The following is an 18817-nucleotide window of genomic DNA, read 5'->3' as shown; positions in this document are numbered from 1 at the left end:
AAAAGAATTAACTAAAAATCAATTAATTAAAATAAAGGGAAGGAGTTTTAAAACTTCAATTATGAAGAGTAAATAGATAACACATTACATATAATTAATAGAATATGTCACTGTGCTCGCTATATCACCGGCTGTTGCAGCTGCAGTTGCATAGTACTCAACAGCATAATTAAGTGTCGCACTAGCCGTGCCGGCGTCAATTGCTACCTGTTCAGAGTCTGTCATTTGTGACGAGTCGCCGACTTTAATTGGCGCGGCATCACTATCAAGCAACTGCAAATCAACACCCGTCGAATTATCAGCGGTTAGGTTATTAGTTAAACGACCAGTAGTAGGATCGACATCAGCACCACTTTCAAAATAAGTAAATACATTGCCAGAAGCAGGGCTACAGTTTGTTAATTCCATAGTAAAGTTAGTTCGACCTGCTGTATCGCCAACAGCACTCAGAACATTTGTTGATACCGTCGGCAATGTAATAACTGGGTCAGCGCCCAAACCATTAATACTTATATCACATGTACTAGCGGTAACTTTCCCGACAAAGTTTATAGAACCATCAGATGCATTAGCATTTAATGTTACTAAAGATACGCCGAAAGCTGTAATCAAAGGCATCATAGTTTTAAATTTATTTTTCATAGTTTATTTCCTTTAAGAAACCATTCTAAGGTTAACGATTGTAATACCTGCATTTCCCTATATTCAATATTAATAGAAAAACTGCCGACCAAATCAAGTTATGATATTAGATAATATACTTGGCTATGGAGATAATAACTCCATAATACAATTAAAATAGTTTTTATTAATGATTGCAGGTAAAGCAGAAAGGGTATTATGAATCTAGTGCTTAAACAAAAAATAAGCTGGTTCTAAAAAATAATTTCACGAATGCCTAATCAAACTCTGACATGATCAAAACAAAAATACTGAACAAACCATAAAGTATAAAACCAGATGCACTTTAATTTCGTTAGCATTTGTTATTGATAGAAAAAAATTAGATACAAACCGAGGTGTAGGTACTAAAAAAAGCGTCACATGTAAGCATACAAAAAAAACACCAAAAAAGAATGCCTACTGATATTACAGACTGTTACTTTTTTATCATTGACTATTGTTGATGATTAAAAAATAAAGAACATACCTCTATAAATTACAATGTTTAGTTATTGTAAATTAGACAAAAGCCAGTCTCTCGGGACTGGCTTTTGTTTTGTGGAGCGAGGCTGATTACTTAATAAATGAAATACAGCCTTGCAGAATCACTAGGTTGACGATGTCGATAAAGAACGCGCCAACGATAGGCACCACCATAAAGGCTTGTGGTGATGGACCGAAGCGGTTAACGATAGAGCCCATGTTCATCACTGCTGTTGGCGTTGCGCCCAGACCAAAGCCACAATGACCACTTGCGATGACTGCAGCATCGTAGTTGCTGCCCATCACACGGAATGTCACGTAGTAAGCGAAGACCGCCAGAATCACCGATTGCACCGCCAAAATGATGAGGAACGGGATTGCTAAGTCGAAGATGTTCCACAGTTTTAGGCTCATTAGTGCCATCGCTAGAAATAGAGACAGCGAAACCGTACCAAGAATATCGACCGTCTCAACATCCACTTTGCGAACTTTAGTCACTTCCATGATGTTGGTGATCACCACACCGATAAACAGCGCGTAAACGAAGTCTGGAATCATCAACCATTTGATGCCAAAGCTGCTCACCCAACCTTCTAAGTAGCCAGCACCAGTGACACACAGCAGGATGATCGACAAGCTCTCGACCACTTTTTTCGCGGTTACGCGGTCTTCTTCGTGCTCGTTGTAGGTCACCAATTCAGGGAAACGTTCGTGAGTTTGGTTAGTGCGTCCATATTCAGATTCAAGGTTACGTTTATCGATCAAGCGTTGTGCTACTGGGCTGCCAATGATGCCACCAATGACCAAACCAAAGGTAGCGGATGCCATTGCCACTTCTAAAACGTTGTGCAAGCCGTACATGTCTTGGAAGGTTTGTGACCATGCTGCGCCCGTGCCGTGACCGCCAGACAGCGTAATCGAACCTGCAATCAAGCCCATTAGCGGGTCTAAGCCAAGCGCCGTTGCCAGAGAGACACCAACCGCGTTTTGGATAAGAATGTACACCGATGCCACGGCTAAGAAGATAAACACCTTAGCGCCGCCTTTAATCAACTGGGTGTAATTTGCAGCCAAGCCAACGGTAGCGAAGAACATCAACATGAAAGTGTTTTGCAGCGGTAAATCGAAAACTAAATCCACGCCATTGAAGTGCATCGCGGTGATCGCACATGCGACAATCAAACCACCCACGATTGGCTCGGGAATATTGAATTTCTTTAAGATCGGTAATTTAGCGTTAACGAATTGTCCCAAGAACAACACACAAATAGCGACGAGAAACGACTCTTGTGGACCGACAGAAATGACCTGATTCATAAAACCTCTTTGCCTCCTTTTTCTCATCCTTTGAGTAACAACTCGCAGGTTGAGCGGTATTTAGGCAGGTCAGAGTGCCTACTGAACGTGTGGTTTTCTAGGGTCCAAACCCACTAAATTCTCATTAAATAAGAAAGCAATCACTCGAATATTCACCCAATTCTCACTCAATGAAAAAACACACTTTTTCACCAAATTTTGTGGCGCAATTTTCCCGTTTTTATTGCCCTTCTCAACTTATGAGAAGTGATCAATTTTTTGCCAGTTTTTAGGGGCAAAAACGTATGCGATTGCGTGCAAATTTTGCGTGAAACTCTGGTGCAAACTTTGTCGAATTTTCGTCAACAAAAGTGATTGAGAAAACAGCGCAAGAAGATTGGCGCTTTCTATCCCATCGTCAAGGTGTTATACATATATATAACACCAACTCAGCCAAGGAAACCAATCATGACGCATTGGCATGATCGCCAACCGATTTTCCGTCAGTTGGCTGACCAGATCACCCAGCAAATATTGCAAGGCATCTGGCAAGAGGGCGAAGCTTTGCCTTCGGTACGCAGTGTCTCTGCGGATATGAAGATCAACCACCTGACGGTCATGAAGGGCTATCAATTATTGGTTGATGAAGGATTGATTGAGAAGAAACGTGGGCAAGGCATGTTTGTCGCCCAAGGTGCAAAAAAACAGCTTCTTGCTGATGAAAAAGCCCGTTTCCTTGAACAACAAATTCCGCAGATCGCCGATACACTACAACGTCTGGATATGTCACTTGATGAATTTATCCAACAAATCCAAACACATATTGAAGGTGACCAATGAGCGCATTAGTCAGTGTAAAACACGTCTCCAAGCAATATCGTCAGCAGGGTGAAGCGCTGCATGACGTGAGCTTTGATCTACAAGCGGGTCAAGTGCTTGGCTTGCTAGGTCATAACGGTGCGGGTAAATCGACTCTCATTAACGCCCTACTCGGTGCACACGAATATCAGGGCACCATTCGCATCAACGGCTTTGAGCCAATCATGCAACGCGACAAAATCATGCAGAGCTTGTCTTACATCTCGGATGTGAACGTGTTGCCAAACTGGATGACGGTTGCTCAGCTGCTCGATTACACCGAGGGCGTACACCCAGGTTTTAATCGCAGCAAAGCCGATAGCATGCTTCGTCAAACCGACATCAAGCCGCGTGCGCGCATCAAATCCCTATCGAAAGGCATGAAGGTGCAATTGCACTTGGCTGTCGTCATCGCGACCAATACACAAATTCTTATTCTAGACGAGCCAACGCTTGGTTTGGATTTGGTTTATCGCGATACCTTCTACCGTCATTTGCTGGAATGGTTCCACGATGGCGAGCGTGTGCTGATCATTGCGAGCCATGAAGTATCGGAAATCGAACACCTACTGACGGACGTGCTGATCCTTAAACACGGCCGACCTGTTCTGCAAACCTCAATGGACAGCATCAGCGAAGATTACTTCATTCTCGATGCCAGTGATGAGCATCGCCCACAAATCGAAGCGCTGAAACCACTGTCATCGCAAAAGGGCTTAGGTACGACTAAATGGTTGCTGTCATCCCAATACGCAGAGCAAGTCGCTGGGCTGGGTGATGTGTATGGCGTCAAGCTTGCGGATCTGTTCTTAGCATTGCAGAAGGAGGCAGCGTAATGAAATCGATTGTCGCGATGTTGCGTAAAGAATGGCTAGAGAACCCATTGGTTACACGCGTGCCGTTATTTATGTTTGCCTGTGGCGTACTGCTGTTTGTCAGCTTGATGAGTAGCTCGACACTGCAACACAATATGTTCTTCCAAATGAGCTTTGGCGGTGATGTCAGTGACATCCACAAAGAGCTAGGCGATGACGTCAACATGCTGATCACCGGTGGCATTGGTTTATTGTCTATCCTGCTTGGTACTCAATACTTCCCAAGAACGCTGCGTAAAGAGCGCTCAGAGGGCAGTATCATGTTCTGGCGCAGTATGCCTGTCAGTGACGTGAAAACCCATCTGGTGAAGCTGACGTTTGGTTTATTGGTGATTCCATTGGTGTGTTCGGTATTGGTTTTCGCTGCCGACTTTATGCTGTGGATGTTGAATGTTTCAACTGACCACCAGCTGGCGTTGTTGTATCGCCAAGCCTCATTAGGTTTTGTGCTGCTGAACTGGATTGAATTCTTGCTTCGAATGGTGGTGGCAGGCGTGTTGTTATTGCCGCTCGCACTAACCGCAATGGCAATCTCACAGAAAGTGAACTCACCACTGTTGGTGATCTTGATTGGTATTTACGCGCTACGATGGATGCCGATTGCGATGTTCAACTTCTATGGTCTGGATGAGTTCTTCTCGGCGATTTTCTATCTACCACTGCACGCGATTCTTGCGCCAAACCCGTTCAGCGCGATTCCAGATGCAGGTTGGATGAACGTTGGGATTTACGCCTTCATCGGTGTGCTTGCTTGGACGGCTAGCATCAAGTTCAGCCGCACTGTGAACTAACAAGCACACATCAAAAGCGAGGTACTGTCCTCGCTTTTTTCATTTTCAGCACCATCCATCTTCACTCTGTTTGCGTCAACGCAAAAATAATCAGCCTATAGCAATAGCGCTTCGGCGTGGTTAAGTTCATAATCCCCCGCTTAATGCGCTCAGCGCTGTTATCTAGAATTTTTGAAAAGCAGAACACCAACCATGACCACCAAGCCAACAGCCATTATTGGACTGTACAACCCAAAGAGTCCAACCAACGTTGGCGCTGTATTGCGAGCCGCTGGCTGCTACGACGCTGCGCAAGTTCGTTACAACGGCACACGCTACAGCCGCGCAGTAAAATTCCAGACCGACACCCAGAACTCACAAGAACGTATTCAATTAGTGGAGATGGAAGACCTCACTGCTAATGTTGCCGACGATGTGGAAATTGTTTGTGTAGAGTTAGTGGTCGGTGCAACAGCACTGCCGCACTTCACTCACCCAGAGAACGCGATTTATGTGTTTGGACCAGAGGACGGCTCGCTGCCGCAAGAGATGGTCGATAAAGCGCATCACGTGGTGTACGTACCGACTCACGGTTGTATGAACCTAGCCGCGACGGTGAACGTTGTGCTTTACGATCGCATGGCGAAAACACTGGGGACGATTGATGACCACCAGCAAGTCCTTGCTAATCGCGACAACAAGAACCGCTTGAAAATGAAAGCGTGCGTCTAGACAGACGAAGCTATTCGTTGGCAAACGCCAGATACAAAAAAGGTCACAGCAATACTGTGACCTTTCGTTTTATTTGGCGTCTTAATCTATCTAGCCAAGGAACGAGATGTAGCCTTGTAGAATGATCAAGTTAACGATGTCGATGAAGAAGGCACCAACAATCGGCACAACCATGAACGCTTGTGGTGACGGACCAAAGCGGTTAACGATTGAACCCATGTTCATTACCGCCGTTGGGGTTGCACCCAAACCAAAACCACAGTGACCACCAGAGATAACCGCAGCGTCATAGTTGCTACCCATCACCTTGAACGTTACGTAATAGGTGAAGATAGCCAGAATCACCGACTGCACGCCCAGAATCACCAAGAATGGGATTGCTAGGTCGAAAATGTTCCACAGTTTTAGGCTCATCAATGCCATTGCTAAGAATAGAGACAGTGATACCGTACCTAGCATATCGACCGTTTCTGTATCTAGCTTACGAACTTTAGTCACTTCCAAGAAGTTAGTGATGATCACACCAATGAACAACGCATAAACGAAGTCTGGAATCATCAGCCATTTAATCTCGTAAGTGCTCACCCATTGCTCTACGTACTTAGCACCTGTTACACAGATCAATAGGAAGAACAGTTTCTCAACCACTTTTTTCGCGGTTACTTTGTCTTCTTCGTATTCGTTGTACGTCACCAACTCTGGGAATTTTTCGTGGGTTTTAGCATCTCGGCCACCAGGACCATACTCAGATTCGATCTTGTTCTTTTCGATCAATCGCTGAGCAACCGGACTACCGATGATACCACCGATGATCAAACCGAATGTTGCTGACGCCATCGCGATTTCCAATACGTTATTCAAACCGTAAACGTCTTGGAAAGTTTGTGACCACGCCGCCCCCGTGCCGTGACCACCTGACAGAGTAATCGAACCCGCGATAAGCCCCATCAGTGGATCTAACCCTAATGCCGCCGCTAATGAGACACCGACACCGTTTTGTATGATGATGTAGAACGACGCGACTGCTAAGAAGATGAATACCTTCGCGCCCCCTTTCATCAACTGAGTGTAGTTTGCTGCCAAACCAACAGTAGCAAAGAACATCAGCATAAATGTGTTCTGCAACGGTAAATCGAATTCCAGATCGATACCGTTAAAATGAAGAGCAGTAATGATGCAGGCGACGATTAAGCCTCCCACAATCGGCTCAGGTATGTTGAATTTCTTTAAGATCGGTAGCTTAGCATTAATAAAATGCCCCAGGAAAAGCACACTGATCGCAACCAAAAAGGACTCCAGTGCACCTACAGATATTAAATGATTCATATCGCCTCTTATTATTGTTCTCTTCATCCTCCGTAATGATTGAGTGTTAGTTTAACCTTCGCTCAATAGCAAATTTTCTCGCTATATTTTTTCGAAAATACTCAAAAGGTTGTGTTAAATGCGCCTTAGGCTAGTTTAAGGGACGGTCGTTAAGCGATGTTCTGATTTACGCGCTATTCGCAAGCCCTAAAATGTAAAAGGAGCCTGTTAAGCTCCTTCTTATCCTCTTCATAGACAACCAGAAATGACTGCTTGCAGGAGATGGATATAATGTTGTGAGTATTGTCCGAGTGACACTTTCTGAACCGCTATCGGGCTCCCTTACTTAAACAGAAAGTGATCATCACTATCGAGCAAAGTTCCTTCCCGTTATAACGAATAGAGCGCCGTGGTGGCGCTCTAACATCTGGGTTTGCTTGTATCCCATCGTAGTTCAAAAACTCTGACTCATGGTGTTTGGAACGAGCCGAATCCCGGGAAATTCTCAAGCTTGCAACAAGTGTTCTCGTTACAACGGAGCGAGATTATAACATATCGCTGAAAATTTTCCTCATTTCAGTGCTATTCGCCACTTTCATAGTTTGCTTCTGCAATGATCAACTGTTCAATATCATTACTGCAGATGAAAGCGCGAAGCGCCTCGAACTTGGCTTCATCCCACGTGTAGATTTGCAGGGCGAGCAGCTTATCAATGATGTCTTGCTCGAAGCGAAGCTTAACGGGCTTTGCCGGAGATCCTGCCACCACGGTGTAAGGTGGAACATCTTTGGTCACGACGCTGTTTGCGGCAATCACTGCGCCTTCCCCAATGGTGACGCCGGGCATGATCATCGCGCGCATGCCAATCCAAGCCGAATCACCAATCACAGTATCGCCTTTGCCTTGGTAAGATTGTTCGATGTCATCAAGGAACGGATACAGACAGAACCAGTCCGTCCTGTGATTGTGGTTGCCGCCCATCAAAATCACCGCTTCAGCCGCAATACAAACGTAATCACCGATATAGAGCTGATCGACTTCCCACCTCGGCTGCCACGCTTTACTGACTTCATCACCATGCAGATAACGCACGACAGAATCTTCAAAGCCGTTATCCCAACAATCGCTGTAATAACTGTGGGTGCCTTTGATGTGGATGTTTTGGTTTTGCACCACTTGATGCAGGTACTGAAATTTGGACCAATGTTTTTTCATGGCAATGACCTCAATAGAGTAAATGTATGCCACGGAACGATTTCTCGTGGCGTTGTTGCTGCGTTCTCAGTCAACGACGCCTATTGGATGCGGGGTTGCAGTAGTAATGGATTATTCATGAATGTGTCCTCCAGCGCGCACACTATAAAAAGCATGTATAATTTTCAAGCAAACCAAACAAATAACAAGATTCCGAAAATGAAAAGTCACTCTGCCTTTGCCTCTCTGCTGCTGTTTGCTGCCACAGCGTCTGCGAGCGAAAACATTAAAATCGAATACCGCCCTGCGGAAACTGCCGACGATCGCTTTGCTGCGCAAGTGATTGAAAGCAGTGAAGTGAACGACATCTTTGTCCAGCTTTCTGATGATTACTTCCCGTTTGATAACCCACTCACACTGACCTACGGTTGCGAAGACGGTCCGCTTTACGATCCAGAAACTCACACCGTCCATATTCCCTACACCTTCTATCTGGAATCATTCAACTACTTCACCAACAACAAATACCAAGAGCGTTACGGTAAATCACCGAAAACGGGCGCGCTCGATACTTTGCTGCACACGCTATTGCACGAAGCTGGACACGCGTACATTGCCGATCAAAACATTCCGGTACTGGGTAAAGAGGAAGATGCGGTCGACAACTTCGCGACCATTTTGTTGATTGATTACGTCGATGACGGTGCCGATGTGGCGATCAGTGCTGCGGACATGTTCGCATTCGAATCCGACGACAGACCGGACTACTACGATTTTGGCGAGTACATTGATGAGCACAGTTTCGATCTACAGCGTTACTTCTCTACCCTGTGTCTGGTCTACGGCAGCGATCCAGAGCAATACAAAGCCTTACTCGATGAAGTAGAAAAAGATTACTTACGCGATCGCAAAGAGTTCTGCCAATTCAATTACGGCAACATTCGCGATAATTGGCTGCATTACTTGCAAGACAATGAACTAAAAGAAAAATAATCGCGTAAAAGGGATAAGAACCGCCAATAATGAGCTCAATCATGACCAAACTGACTGTATTTTACGATGGCACTTGTCCCTTGTGCGCCAAAGAGATGAAGGCGCTAAAACAACACGATGCCAAGCAGCAAATCAAAACCGTCGATATCTACAGCGAGGCATTCGCCGATTATCCGCAGATCGATCCGGAGCAAGCTAACACCATTTTGCACGCCCTTAACGATAAGGGAGAACTTCTGCTTGGGTTAGACGTGACTCATCGAGCATGGCAACTGGTCGGTCGCGGTTGGTTGTATGCACCGCTACGTTGGCGCGTTGTCAAACCTGTTGCGGATTGGCTTTACCTCAAATTTGCCAAAAACCGCTACCGCGTCTCCTACTGGTTAACGGGCACTTCTCGCTGCAATAACGGTTCTTGTTCACGTTAATTGTGATCCTGCTTAAAAATGCTACGACCTTAGTCTAAATTTATAAACTTCCAGTACTTCTGATTGATTAACTCGGTTAATCTCTAAGCATTACAACAATAAGTATTAATAATTTTATCAGGCAAGCTTATTCAGCTTGTCACTTGTAACGCTGCGCCGAGAGAAGGACGTCTCTATGAATCTGACGATCAGAAAACGACTATATATCCTTTCAATAATTCCAATTCTAACCATGGCAATAGGCATGATGTGGTTCACCTATCTACAAACCACAGCCTACAACGAACACGAGATTGAGCAGACTCGAAGTCAAATGATGGAGATGAAAAAAGCCGAGCTCAAAAACTACGTCCAAATGGCGCGCTCCGCCGTCGAGCCACTACTCGCTCAAAATGCCCCACTTGAAGAAGCATTGCCTATCTTGAAACAGTTGGAGTTCGGTCAATCCGGCTACATCTTTGGCTACGATTCAAAAGGCGTGCGTGTCGTGGTGGGTAAAAACACCAAAGGCATCGGAGAGAACTTCTATAACTTGCAGGACAAGAAAGGCAATTACCTGATTCAGGATTTGATCAAAAATTCCAAAACAGGTGAGTTCACGACTTATTACTTCCCGAAACTCGGTCAGAGCGAAGCACTACCGAAATTGAGCTACTCGGTCTTTATTCCTGAATGGGATTTGATGTTGGGTACGGGCTTCTACACTGACGATATCGACGCCATTGTGGCAAACATGGAAGAAGCCGCGCATCAGGCCCTCAACACCACACTGACGGCAATTGCTCTGTTCTGTGTCTCGATTGCAGCCATCGTCGCGGTCTTCGCGGTGTTTGTTAACCGCAGCATCATGAAGCCTATTGAGCAGTTTGATGCTTCAATTCACTCTTTCGCGCAAGGCGATGCAGACTTAACCGCGCGTATGGAAGAATCAAGCGTGCCGGAGTTCACTCAGCTTAGCCGTAACTTCAATATCTTCGTTGAAAGCCTGCAAGGCATCATCAAGAGCGTTAGCCATGTTGGGCAAGAAGTGGTCTCAGAGACCAACGACATGTCACAGCGAGCATCGCAAGTGGATGAATTGGCTTCAGGTCAACGTGAAGAAACCGAACAAGTCGCCGCAGCAATGACCGAGATGACAGCAACAGCGCACGAGATATCCAGCAACGCTAACCAAGCGGCGCAATCCGCCAAGGACGCCGACGAAAATTCACAGCAAGCGAAACACATTGTTGATTCCGCAGCAAACTCTGTTGAAGCGCTCGCGCTAGAGGTGTCGGAAGCCAGCACGGTGATTTCTCGTTTAGAGAGCGATGTACAAAACATTTCTTCTTCGCTAGAAGTGATTCAAGACATCGCCGAGCAAACCAACCTATTGGCACTAAACGCAGCCATTGAAGCAGCCCGTGCAGGCGAACAAGGTCGCGGCTTCGCAGTCGTTGCCGATGAGGTTCGTAAACTGGCGAGTCGCACTCAAGACAGCACAGGCGAAATTCACCAAATGATTGAGCAATTGAAGTCTGGCTCGGATGCGGCAGTGAAAGCCATGGGTTCGAGCCAAGCGCGCGGTGAAGCAACGGTTGAAGAAGCACGAGCAGCCTCTGCCGCACTGCAAGAAATCCAAGCCGCAATTGCTAACATCATGGACATGAACACGCTTATCGCAACGGCAACTGAAGAGCAAAGCCAAGTTGGCCAAGAGATTTCACAACGCATCGAAGTCATCTCTCAACAAAGCAGCCAATCGGCACACCTTGCCAACCAAAACCGAGCAGGCAGTGGCAACCTTAACCACAAAGCTAACGAGCTGTACGACTTGGTCGGTCGCTTTACGGTTTAACGCTTTCCTCACCCATTCACCATGCAAACAGCGGCGCCAAAACGTCGCTGTTTTTATTTCTGCTATCCTCATACGACTTAGCTATAATGCCGCCAACTTAGCACCCATAAGGGCAAAACCAGATGATTATTATGACCACCAATTTCGGTGACATCGAGATTGAACTGAACCTAGAACGAGCGCCAGTTAGCTCAAAGAACTTCAAGAAATACTGTGAAGATGGCTTCTACAACGGCACCATTTTCCACCGCGTTATCGACGGCTTTATGCTCCAAGGTGGCGGTCATACAGAAGACATGGCAGAAAAGCCAACACGCGCCCCGATTGCGAACGAAGCAAACCGTGGTCTAAAGAACCTTGTTGGCACTATCGCAATGGCGCGTACCGATGCACCGCACTCTGCAACGGCACAGTTCTTCATTAACTTGGAAGACAATGATTTCCTAGACCACACCGCAACCACCAACCTAGGCTGGGGCTACGCTGTGTTTGGTAAAGTGACCGCGGGTATGGATGTCGTAAATCGCATCGCGAAAGTAAAAACGACCTCTAAGCTTGGTCACGATGATGTGCCATGCGATCCAATCATTATTGAGAAAGTGACAGTCAGCGAATAAACCCATTCATCTATTCGGAGAAATCGTCGCTATAAAACGAAGAAAGCGCCTAACGTCTGATGACTTAGGCGCTTTTTGTTTTTATGACTCAGCCGATTAGTTTGGCTTGTGCCGGAGTTATTGATAGAAAAGCTCGGCTTTTGCTCCGACTAAATCCAGTTCAGAGCCTTGAAAATCAGCCAGATATTCAGCAACAAGGTTGTACCCAACCCAATACCCCATGTATTTCGGCCAGCGGCTTTCATCGCTACCAAGAAAGCAAGCGTCGAAGTTGTAATCTAAGCTGGTCAACTTGCCTTTCATCTCAGCATAGAAAGGGCGCCAATCTTGATCTTTGATTTGCTCAAACAAGCTCGGAGTGACGCCGCCATTCATCTTACGTTCGAAATGACAAGCTAACCCTTCCATAATCAGCACATCACCAAGTGCAACGTCATTCTCTCCCGCTCGCATACGGAACAGGTGATGCAACTCATGCGCTAACACCGCAGCCAGTTCTTTCTCAATAACGTTTTTAATATCAGTACGTTGAGTATCAAGCAGAATCTCTACACGATAGGCACTTAAGCAATAGCCACCAATCCCCGTCTGCGGTACGTCATTGCGATCAAACGGGCTAACGGTCAGGTCGACGTTACTCAAATCAAAGTAACTAGAAAGTGGTGAGCTCAGATCATCAAGTTTCTGATGCAAATACTCAGAGATTGGAGACAACTCTCCCGTCGCATTTAACAGGGTTACGCGATAACTCATTTATCTTCCTTGATAATTTGGGTTAAGAGTAGCGAGTTTACAGTGTAAAGAGTGAGCAGTTCTAGCGATTACATCCCTTTGAACAAACTTTGAGATGCACGGCTCACAGCGAGCTTAGTTTCTCCAACGTGAACAAACATTCTGCCTGCAAAGTCTTTGTTTACTTTGCTAATTTTGCACACTTGCACCACGCTTGAACGGTGCACTTGCCAGAACTGCTCTGGGTTAAGCTGCCCTATCAACTCTTTCAACGAGGTGCGAATCAAATACTCCTGCACTTTACCTTGTCCTTGTTGGGCATACACAGAAACGTATTTTTCTTCCGCTTTGAAATACAGCACATCAGACGTGGCGATCAGATGAATATCTTCCCCCTGCGTCGCTTTGATCCACTGAAGATATTGCGGCGTTTGTGGCGCGGATAATTGCTGCAACTGTTCTAACAGACTGCTCATCTGCACATTACTGCTTTCTTGCTCTCGCTTAGCAAGGCGTGCTTTCACTCTTTCACACGTCGTCAGGAGGCGCTCATCCGAGATAGGCTTAAGCAAATAATCGGCGGCATTTTGTTCAAAGGCTTTGATGGCGTAATCATCGTACGCAGTGACAAAAACAATCAAAGGTGGATTGGCGAGTTGATTGAGTTTTTGCGCTAGTGTCATGCCATCCAGAACTGGCATACGAATATCAAGAAACGCAATGTCAGGTTGGCTTTGCTCAATGGCTTGCAACGCTTGTTCACCATCGGCGACTTTGGCTATTACCTCTAGCTCTGGCCACACTTCAGCTAGGCTTTTATCAAGATGACGCCTCAATAGCGGTTCATCATCAGCAATAATGGCAGTAAACCCTGTATTCATTCCTTTCTTCCTTGGTTACGATTCCATTGGCCAACTCAGGCGAACACAAACGCCACCCTGAGCAGACTCACTGATAGAAACCTCTCCTTGACCTGCGAACAAAGCTTCAACTCGCTGCTTGAGATTACTTAGACCCACGCCAGACCCCATGTGCCCACTAACGTAATTCAAGCCAACACCTGTGTCTCTGACTTCAATCTTCAAGTTCTGTTGTTCGCTCTTAATGAGTAAGCTGACTTCGCCACCTTCTCGCTTCGGTTCAATACCATGGATGATGGCGTTTTCGATTAAAGGTTGGAGCATCATCGGCGGTAACTCGGTTCTGCCTAGTCCCTCTTCCACCTCAATCTTGTAGCTGAGTCGCTCACCTAAACGAGTTTGTTGGATGCCTAAGTAAGCCTCAAGTAACGCCGTTTCATTGTCTATGGTGGTGTGCTCTTCACGTGAGCTTTTGAGCGTTGCACGCAGCAGCGCGGTTAACTGTTCTAGCATCAGCTTGGCTTTATCGACATCTTGCGACATGAGTGCACTGATATTCGCCAAGGTATTGAATAGGAAATGCGGTTCAATCTGGCTTTGCATCTGCTTAAGCTGACTCAGCAACAGCGCACGATCTTGCTCTGCTTTCTCGCGTTTGATGGCTTCCAACTCTCGCTGAGCGATTGCATGTTGCTCGCGTGAGTAGAAATAGAAAAAGCACATGGCACTGAATAACAATCCCATTAGACCAACCGACAGCATACTTGAGATACCGAAGTATTCCCCAAGCCAAAACTGGGCGTTCACCACACCAAACAATAGGCATGCTGTCAGCGAGATAGCCACTTCCGCCAAACGAGGAATGGTAGGAAACAGGCGGTCGACAAGCCATGAGAAGAAAATAGCCGAATAGCCAAATCCAAAGCTAACCGCCACATGAATGTAAAATGGACCGCCCCAAACAGAAAGCGTCATTGCTGCGATAAAGAGACAAAATGCCGTGGTCACTAATAAGCTACGCGGCCATCCACTTTTCACCACTGATTTTGCTGAACACATTTAGAATTTCCCTTTGATGTTAAATACAATCATATGCTTATCATTGATTTGTGCGTAAGCAGACTGGTCGTCTCCGGTTAAAAAGCGTGCGGCAACTTCCACTTCTACACTTTGATCGCCAGTATCAATCCATTGGTAGTTAAGCCACTGCGTGACAATCACCCCACCATCTTGTGGCGACAGCATCAGATCCAACGTAGGGGTTACATCACTTAGCCAGCCCATATCCGCTTTACCGTTCCATGCAGCCCACGCTTCCAAATCCCAACTCCAGTGCAGCATTACGTTATGCTGAACGATATTGGCATGCTGAAACCCTTGGGCGTAGCTTGTCGCAAGTAGAGATACATTATGGTCGGGGATCTGAGAGAGTAATTCGCCACGCTCTATTGCTTGTTGCCATTCGCCTTTAGACCATGCACGGCTGTCGTACCAATATTCAGCAATCACGTTGTGTCCGGCTTGGTTTGCCCAATTCAACCCAATTAAGGCTTGGAATGCGCTGCCCTGGTCCTCAACCGAAACGGGTTGGTAAAGATCATCCTGCTGAAACTGATAGCCGACACTGTGCTTTTGCCACAGCATGGAACCGTGCATGGCGATGGATTCATCCCACACAGCAATGGCACTGGCGCCAAGCAAACCTCGGCGCACATCATCGTAATAACCAATAAGTTGATACTCGGTGTCACCCACCAGCGCATAACGACGAATACCAACACCTTGTTGCTCTGCGGCTTGATCAAGTGCACTTTGGTATTGTTGCCCCCAGCTTGAATCCGTTGCAATCACCGTCCACTCGCCTGCCATATCATAGTGTGAAAGTGAAAACACACCCGCCCCCTCTTCTGCGACTAAGCCAACAGGGTTTTGTCGATAAGGCTTAAACAGATCCAAAGGTCGGTAGCCATAACCTACGCCCCAATCCACGCGCAACTTACCCAAACTCACATCAAGAGTGGTATCACCGACTTGCCACTCCCCTAGCCAAGCCAGCTCTCTAATCAACAGTTGGTTATCAGCTTCACTCCACCAATCACTCTCTCCTTGTTGATTGAGGTACAAACCTTGGCTGTACAGAGCGAACAAGCCACTGAAGTTTTGATAGTTCACTTGCACATCCAACAGTGCATTAAGTGAATCACGAGAACTGCCCTGCGCCTGCATAAATGCGCTGTCACGCTGCTTGGCAGTTTCGTAACTGACAGCCCAATCCCACTCAAAACTCAGTTCGTCATTGGCAAAAGCAGGGGCTGACGCACCCACACACAATGAGGCAGCAATCAACAAACTGGTGCTTTTGTTAAGGTTAGGCTGGTGCGGTTTCATGTAACTTCCTTGCTCGTTTTCATGGTTCTATTTACGGAGTTCAGGCTAAAGCTGAGTCGTATTGGCTTTAGGCAGATAGCTTGGGTTGTAGAACTTATTATCCAGTTGCCAAGGCACGATTTCTTGGTACTCGATAACGGTCTTTTTGCTCGGCTGAATGCTATCAAGCAAGGTCATCTCACTGACGTAGTCTTCACCGTTGTCGCTTGCACGTCCGTATTGCGCTTGCTTGGCGAGTTTGCCAGAGCGCAAGTAGAGATCGGCTTTGATTGGAAACGCATCTTGCTCAGACAACCACAAGTCGATCTTCTGATAGCTCGCCCCTTTGGTTTTCGCGGTTAACGCAAGGTGATAAGCCGCGACACTTTCCCCGTTTACCGAGACAGTTTCTGTCGCTTTCCATTCACCTTGATAATCTTGGCTCCACGTCAGCGTTGAGATGTCGCCGATAGACGCTTCACCAAGCAGCTTTTGCATTGGCGTAATGCGAATCGGACGGCGACTCTTAGGCATTTGTAGCCAATAGTTGTCGCCCATCATCAACATCTTTTGCCCTGCTTCAACCGCCGATTTGAATACCACCAGCGATTCACGATTTGGACGCGTGTACACGTGGTAAAGGCGGGTTTTATCTAACTCTTGGTCTTGATATAAGCGCACCAGAGACACCACTTTGGAGGAATCATCTTGCAAGCGGTAGCTATCCGCTTTTTCAATCAATTGCGCAACTTGCTGTGCATCTAACGCTGTTTCATTCGCACTGACATTCATGCTTACAACGCCGCTTGCCGTCAGCAATGCAATTGGTAATAGTGATTTGAAATTAAACATAAATCAGTGCCTCCGTAATTGGCTTGTTCACCCCTTTACGCGCCGAGAAAAACGCCGCAACCAAACAAATCATCAATACTGCGAATCCTGCGACGGCCACCAGCTCCCAAGAGAAGTAAATCGTTAATGGGTAACCTTCTGTGCGTCCTGGCGGTGGCGGCATTTGCACATCCACCACCATCAGTAAGACGGTGACTAGCGCCGTAAACAAAGCACCGATTAAGCTGCCAATCACGGCAAGTAACCCTGCTTCGCGCAAGAACCCAGCAATAATTTCGCGAGGGTAGCTACCAAGTGCTGACAAGGTGCCAATTTCACGGGTGCGTTCCGTTACCGACATGGTCATGGTGTTAAACAGCGCGACAAATACCACCAGTGCCATTACTGCGCCCATGATGCCGAAGATACGGTCGTACAAATCTTTCACTTTGAGATAGAAGAACGCACGTTCTTGCCAAGGCGTGATCTCAATATCTTGATCACCAAAGTTCTGCTTTTGCTTACTCAAAACCGAAGCCACTTGTTGCTCGACTTGGTTAGTTAAACTGGTGTCGAACAGGAAGACAGATAACGCGCTGACTTTGTCTGAACCGAGCAGCGATTGCGCGCTGTTGATGTGTACGTAAAGTTGGCGTTTATCAAGCTCAGGCACACCAGTTGAGTAGATGCCACGTACTTTGAAGTCATACGCATTCAATGCACCGTCGGTTGTGGTCGCCAGCAAGGTAATCCAATCGCCAACGTGCACGCTTAGGTTGTTCGCCAAATCAACGCCGAGCATCACTTCTGGCTCTGCAGGGTCATAACGCGATGCATGAATGTTTGACAGCGTCTGCCCTTCACGCACATCCAAAAACGGCCCTTTCATATCGAATTCGCGCTCGTTCACGCCAATGCCGATAAAGATCGATGACTTGTTGCCGTTGGAAATCAAACCACTGAATTCAACTCGTGGCTGCACGCCTCGCACTTCATTCAACCCAATCAATTGCTTGGTAATGTCGTCTGCATGAGTTAAACCGTTACTCAGTGGCATCTCTTCTTCTTTGGCGAAATAACCCGGCGTGGTTAACGTCAGATGCCCCGTGTCACGCGCTGTCGACTCTTTCAAACTGTCGTAGGTGTACAGACCAAAACCGCCCGCACTGGTTAACGCAAACACCGCAATGGCGATGATCAGCATCGACAATAAACTGCGGCGGCGATTGCGTTGCAGATTCAACCAAGCAAGGCGAACCGAAACAGGAATTAGCTTGCCCATGAAACCTCCTCCACACTCGCGTGCGTTTGGGTGATTTTGCCATCCACCAACTCAATGGTTCGATCGCAGCGAGATGCCATACGAGGGTCGTGTGTTGCGACGATAAAAGTGGTACCAAGCTCGTGTCCGAGCCCTTTCATAATGTCGATGACCTTGTTGGCAGTTTGGCTATCAAGACTTGCGGTTGGCTCATCAGCAATCACCAATGCTGGTTTGTGTACTAACGCACGAGCAATTGCCACACGCTGCTGCTGACCGCCTGATAGGTTATCGGGCATATGATGAATAAACTCGCCCAAGCCAACGTGTTCTAACATTTGTGTAGCAAGCTCGGTTTGTTCTGCTTTTAAAAAGCCGTTGAGATGCAGCGGATAAGCCACGTTCTCTAGCGCTGTCATCACGGGGACAAGATTGAATTTTTGGAACACAAAACCAAGCTTTTCACGGCGCATTTTCGCCGCCTGCATTTGCCCAGTTGGGTATGGGCTGCCTGCAAACGTCACCTGACCTTGGTATTGAGTATCCAGCATGCCAAGCACGTTAAGTAAGGTACTTTTGCCTGAGCCAGACGGCCCGCATAATGCCACCATTTCGCCGGCAAACACTTCACCAGACACGTCTCGCAATGCACGTACGGTTTGGCTGCCAAGGGCGTAATCGCGGCTAAGTTGATTAAAAACAATCATGACGCCTC

Annotated in this window: 19 protein-coding genes; 8 read left to right on the top strand and 11 right to left on the bottom strand. The window is 46.8% G+C overall.

What is annotated here, in order from left to right; genetic code table 11:
- Positions 1-84 precede the first annotated feature (84 nt).
- Complete coding sequence (locus tag A9237_RS26390; protein WP_237358447.1) at positions 85-642, bottom strand: fimbrial protein; 558 nt, start codon at positions 640-642, stop codon at positions 85-87.
- Positions 643-1236: 594 nt separating this feature from the next.
- Complete coding sequence (gene gltS / locus A9237_RS26385; protein ID WP_020195065.1) at positions 1237-2463, bottom strand: sodium/glutamate symporter; 1227 nt, start codon at positions 2461-2463, stop codon at positions 1237-1239.
- Positions 2464-2910: 447 nt separating this feature from the next.
- Here gltS (A9237_RS26385) and A9237_RS26380 point away from each other — a divergent pair, with 447 nt between their 5' ends.
- The 4 genes from A9237_RS26380 to A9237_RS26365 all read left to right on the top strand — a co-directional run bounded on the left by A9237_RS26380 (position 2911) and on the right by A9237_RS26365 (position 5677).
- The gene (locus A9237_RS26380) at positions 2911-3282 is read left to right on the top strand and encodes a GntR family transcriptional regulator (protein ID WP_009706721.1); all 372 of its coding nucleotides are present in this window, start codon (positions 2911-2913) and stop codon (positions 3280-3282) included.
- On the top strand, positions 3279-4136 hold the full coding sequence (locus A9237_RS26375) for an ABC transporter ATP-binding protein (RefSeq protein ID WP_078610170.1): 858 nt from the start codon (positions 3279-3281) through the stop codon (positions 4134-4136). Before A9237_RS26380 ends, A9237_RS26375 begins: the two co-directional genes overlap by 4 nt.
- Entirely contained in the window at positions 4136-4966 is an 831-nt protein-coding gene (locus A9237_RS26370; RefSeq protein WP_078610169.1) for a hypothetical protein, read from the top strand. Before A9237_RS26375 ends, A9237_RS26370 begins: the two co-directional genes overlap by 1 nt.
- Before the next feature lie 192 nt (positions 4967-5158).
- Complete coding sequence (locus A9237_RS26365) at positions 5159-5677, top strand: RNA methyltransferase (RefSeq protein WP_005448887.1); 519 nt, start codon at positions 5159-5161, stop codon at positions 5675-5677.
- Between the two features lie 90 nt (positions 5678-5767).
- On the opposite strand, the gene gltS (A9237_RS26360) is transcribed toward A9237_RS26365, so the two are convergent.
- Both gltS (A9237_RS26360) and A9237_RS26355 read right to left on the bottom strand, forming a co-directional pair.
- Positions 5768-7003: a sodium/glutamate symporter gene (gene gltS / locus A9237_RS26360; RefSeq protein ID WP_005443440.1), complete on the bottom strand. Its 1236-nt coding sequence runs from the start codon at positions 7001-7003 to the stop codon at positions 5768-5770.
- Positions 7004-7564: 561 nt separating this feature from the next.
- Positions 7565-8197 (bottom strand): CatB-related O-acetyltransferase, encoded by a 633-nt coding sequence (locus tag A9237_RS26355; protein WP_020195061.1) that lies wholly within the window; start codon positions 8195-8197, stop codon positions 7565-7567.
- A gap of 198 nt (positions 8198-8395) precedes the next feature.
- On the opposite strand from A9237_RS26355, the gene A9237_RS26350 reads away from it, so the two are divergent.
- The 4 genes from A9237_RS26350 to A9237_RS26335 all read left to right on the top strand — a co-directional run bounded on the left by A9237_RS26350 (position 8396) and on the right by A9237_RS26335 (position 12051).
- Complete coding sequence (locus A9237_RS26350; protein WP_153303289.1) at positions 8396-9169, top strand: DUF4344 domain-containing metallopeptidase; 774 nt, start codon at positions 8396-8398, stop codon at positions 9167-9169.
- A 41-nt stretch (positions 9170-9210) separates the two neighbouring features.
- On the top strand, positions 9211-9597 hold the full coding sequence (locus A9237_RS26345) for a thiol-disulfide oxidoreductase DCC family protein (RefSeq protein ID WP_078610168.1): 387 nt from the start codon (positions 9211-9213) through the stop codon (positions 9595-9597).
- 175 nt (positions 9598-9772) lie between these two features.
- Positions 9773-11434 carry a methyl-accepting chemotaxis protein gene (locus A9237_RS26340; protein WP_078610167.1) on the top strand — a complete coding sequence of 554 codons (1662 nt, stop codon included), beginning with the start codon at positions 9773-9775 and terminating at the stop codon, positions 11432-11434.
- 122 nt (positions 11435-11556) lie between these two features.
- Positions 11557-12051, top strand: a complete 495-nt coding sequence (locus A9237_RS26335; protein WP_078610166.1) for a peptidylprolyl isomerase — start codon at positions 11557-11559, stop codon at positions 12049-12051.
- A 117-nt stretch (positions 12052-12168) separates the two neighbouring features.
- Here the strand turns inward: A9237_RS26335 and A9237_RS26330 are convergent, their stop codons facing one another.
- From A9237_RS26330 to A9237_RS26300, 7 genes are all read right to left on the bottom strand, one after another.
- Complete coding sequence (locus tag A9237_RS26330) at positions 12169-12804, bottom strand: DUF2268 domain-containing putative Zn-dependent protease (protein ID WP_078610165.1); 636 nt, start codon at positions 12802-12804, stop codon at positions 12169-12171.
- 68 nt (positions 12805-12872) lie between these two features.
- Positions 12873-13664 carry a LytR/AlgR family response regulator transcription factor gene (locus A9237_RS26325; RefSeq protein WP_041059366.1) on the bottom strand — a complete coding sequence of 264 codons (792 nt, stop codon included), beginning with the start codon at positions 13662-13664 and terminating at the stop codon, positions 12873-12875.
- A gap of 15 nt (positions 13665-13679) precedes the next feature.
- Positions 13680-14702, bottom strand: a complete 1023-nt coding sequence (locus tag A9237_RS26320) for a sensor histidine kinase (protein WP_078610164.1) — start codon at positions 14700-14702, stop codon at positions 13680-13682.
- Entirely contained in the window at positions 14703-16031 is a 1329-nt protein-coding gene (locus tag A9237_RS26315; RefSeq protein WP_078610163.1) for a hypothetical protein, read from the bottom strand.
- Positions 16032-16076: 45 nt separating this feature from the next.
- Positions 16077-16862, bottom strand: coding sequence for an outer membrane lipoprotein-sorting protein (locus A9237_RS26310; protein WP_078610162.1), 786 nt, complete (start codon positions 16860-16862; stop codon positions 16077-16079).
- Complete coding sequence (locus A9237_RS26305) at positions 16855-18123, bottom strand: ABC transporter permease (RefSeq protein ID WP_009696539.1); 1269 nt, start codon at positions 18121-18123, stop codon at positions 16855-16857. The genes A9237_RS26310 and A9237_RS26305 overlap by 8 nt, the downstream gene beginning before the upstream one ends.
- The gene (locus A9237_RS26300; protein WP_078610161.1) at positions 18111-18809 is read right to left on the bottom strand and encodes an ABC transporter ATP-binding protein; all 699 of its coding nucleotides are present in this window, start codon (positions 18807-18809) and stop codon (positions 18111-18113) included. Before A9237_RS26300 ends, A9237_RS26305 begins: the two co-directional genes overlap by 13 nt.
- Positions 18810-18817: the final 8 nt, after the last annotated feature.

The organism is Vibrio owensii (assembly GCF_002021755.1).
Lineage (GTDB): Bacteria > Pseudomonadota > Gammaproteobacteria > Enterobacterales > Vibrionaceae > Vibrio > Vibrio owensii.
The sequence above is the reverse complement of the archived record's forward strand: the minus strand, read 5'-3'. Positions and strand labels throughout refer to the sequence as shown.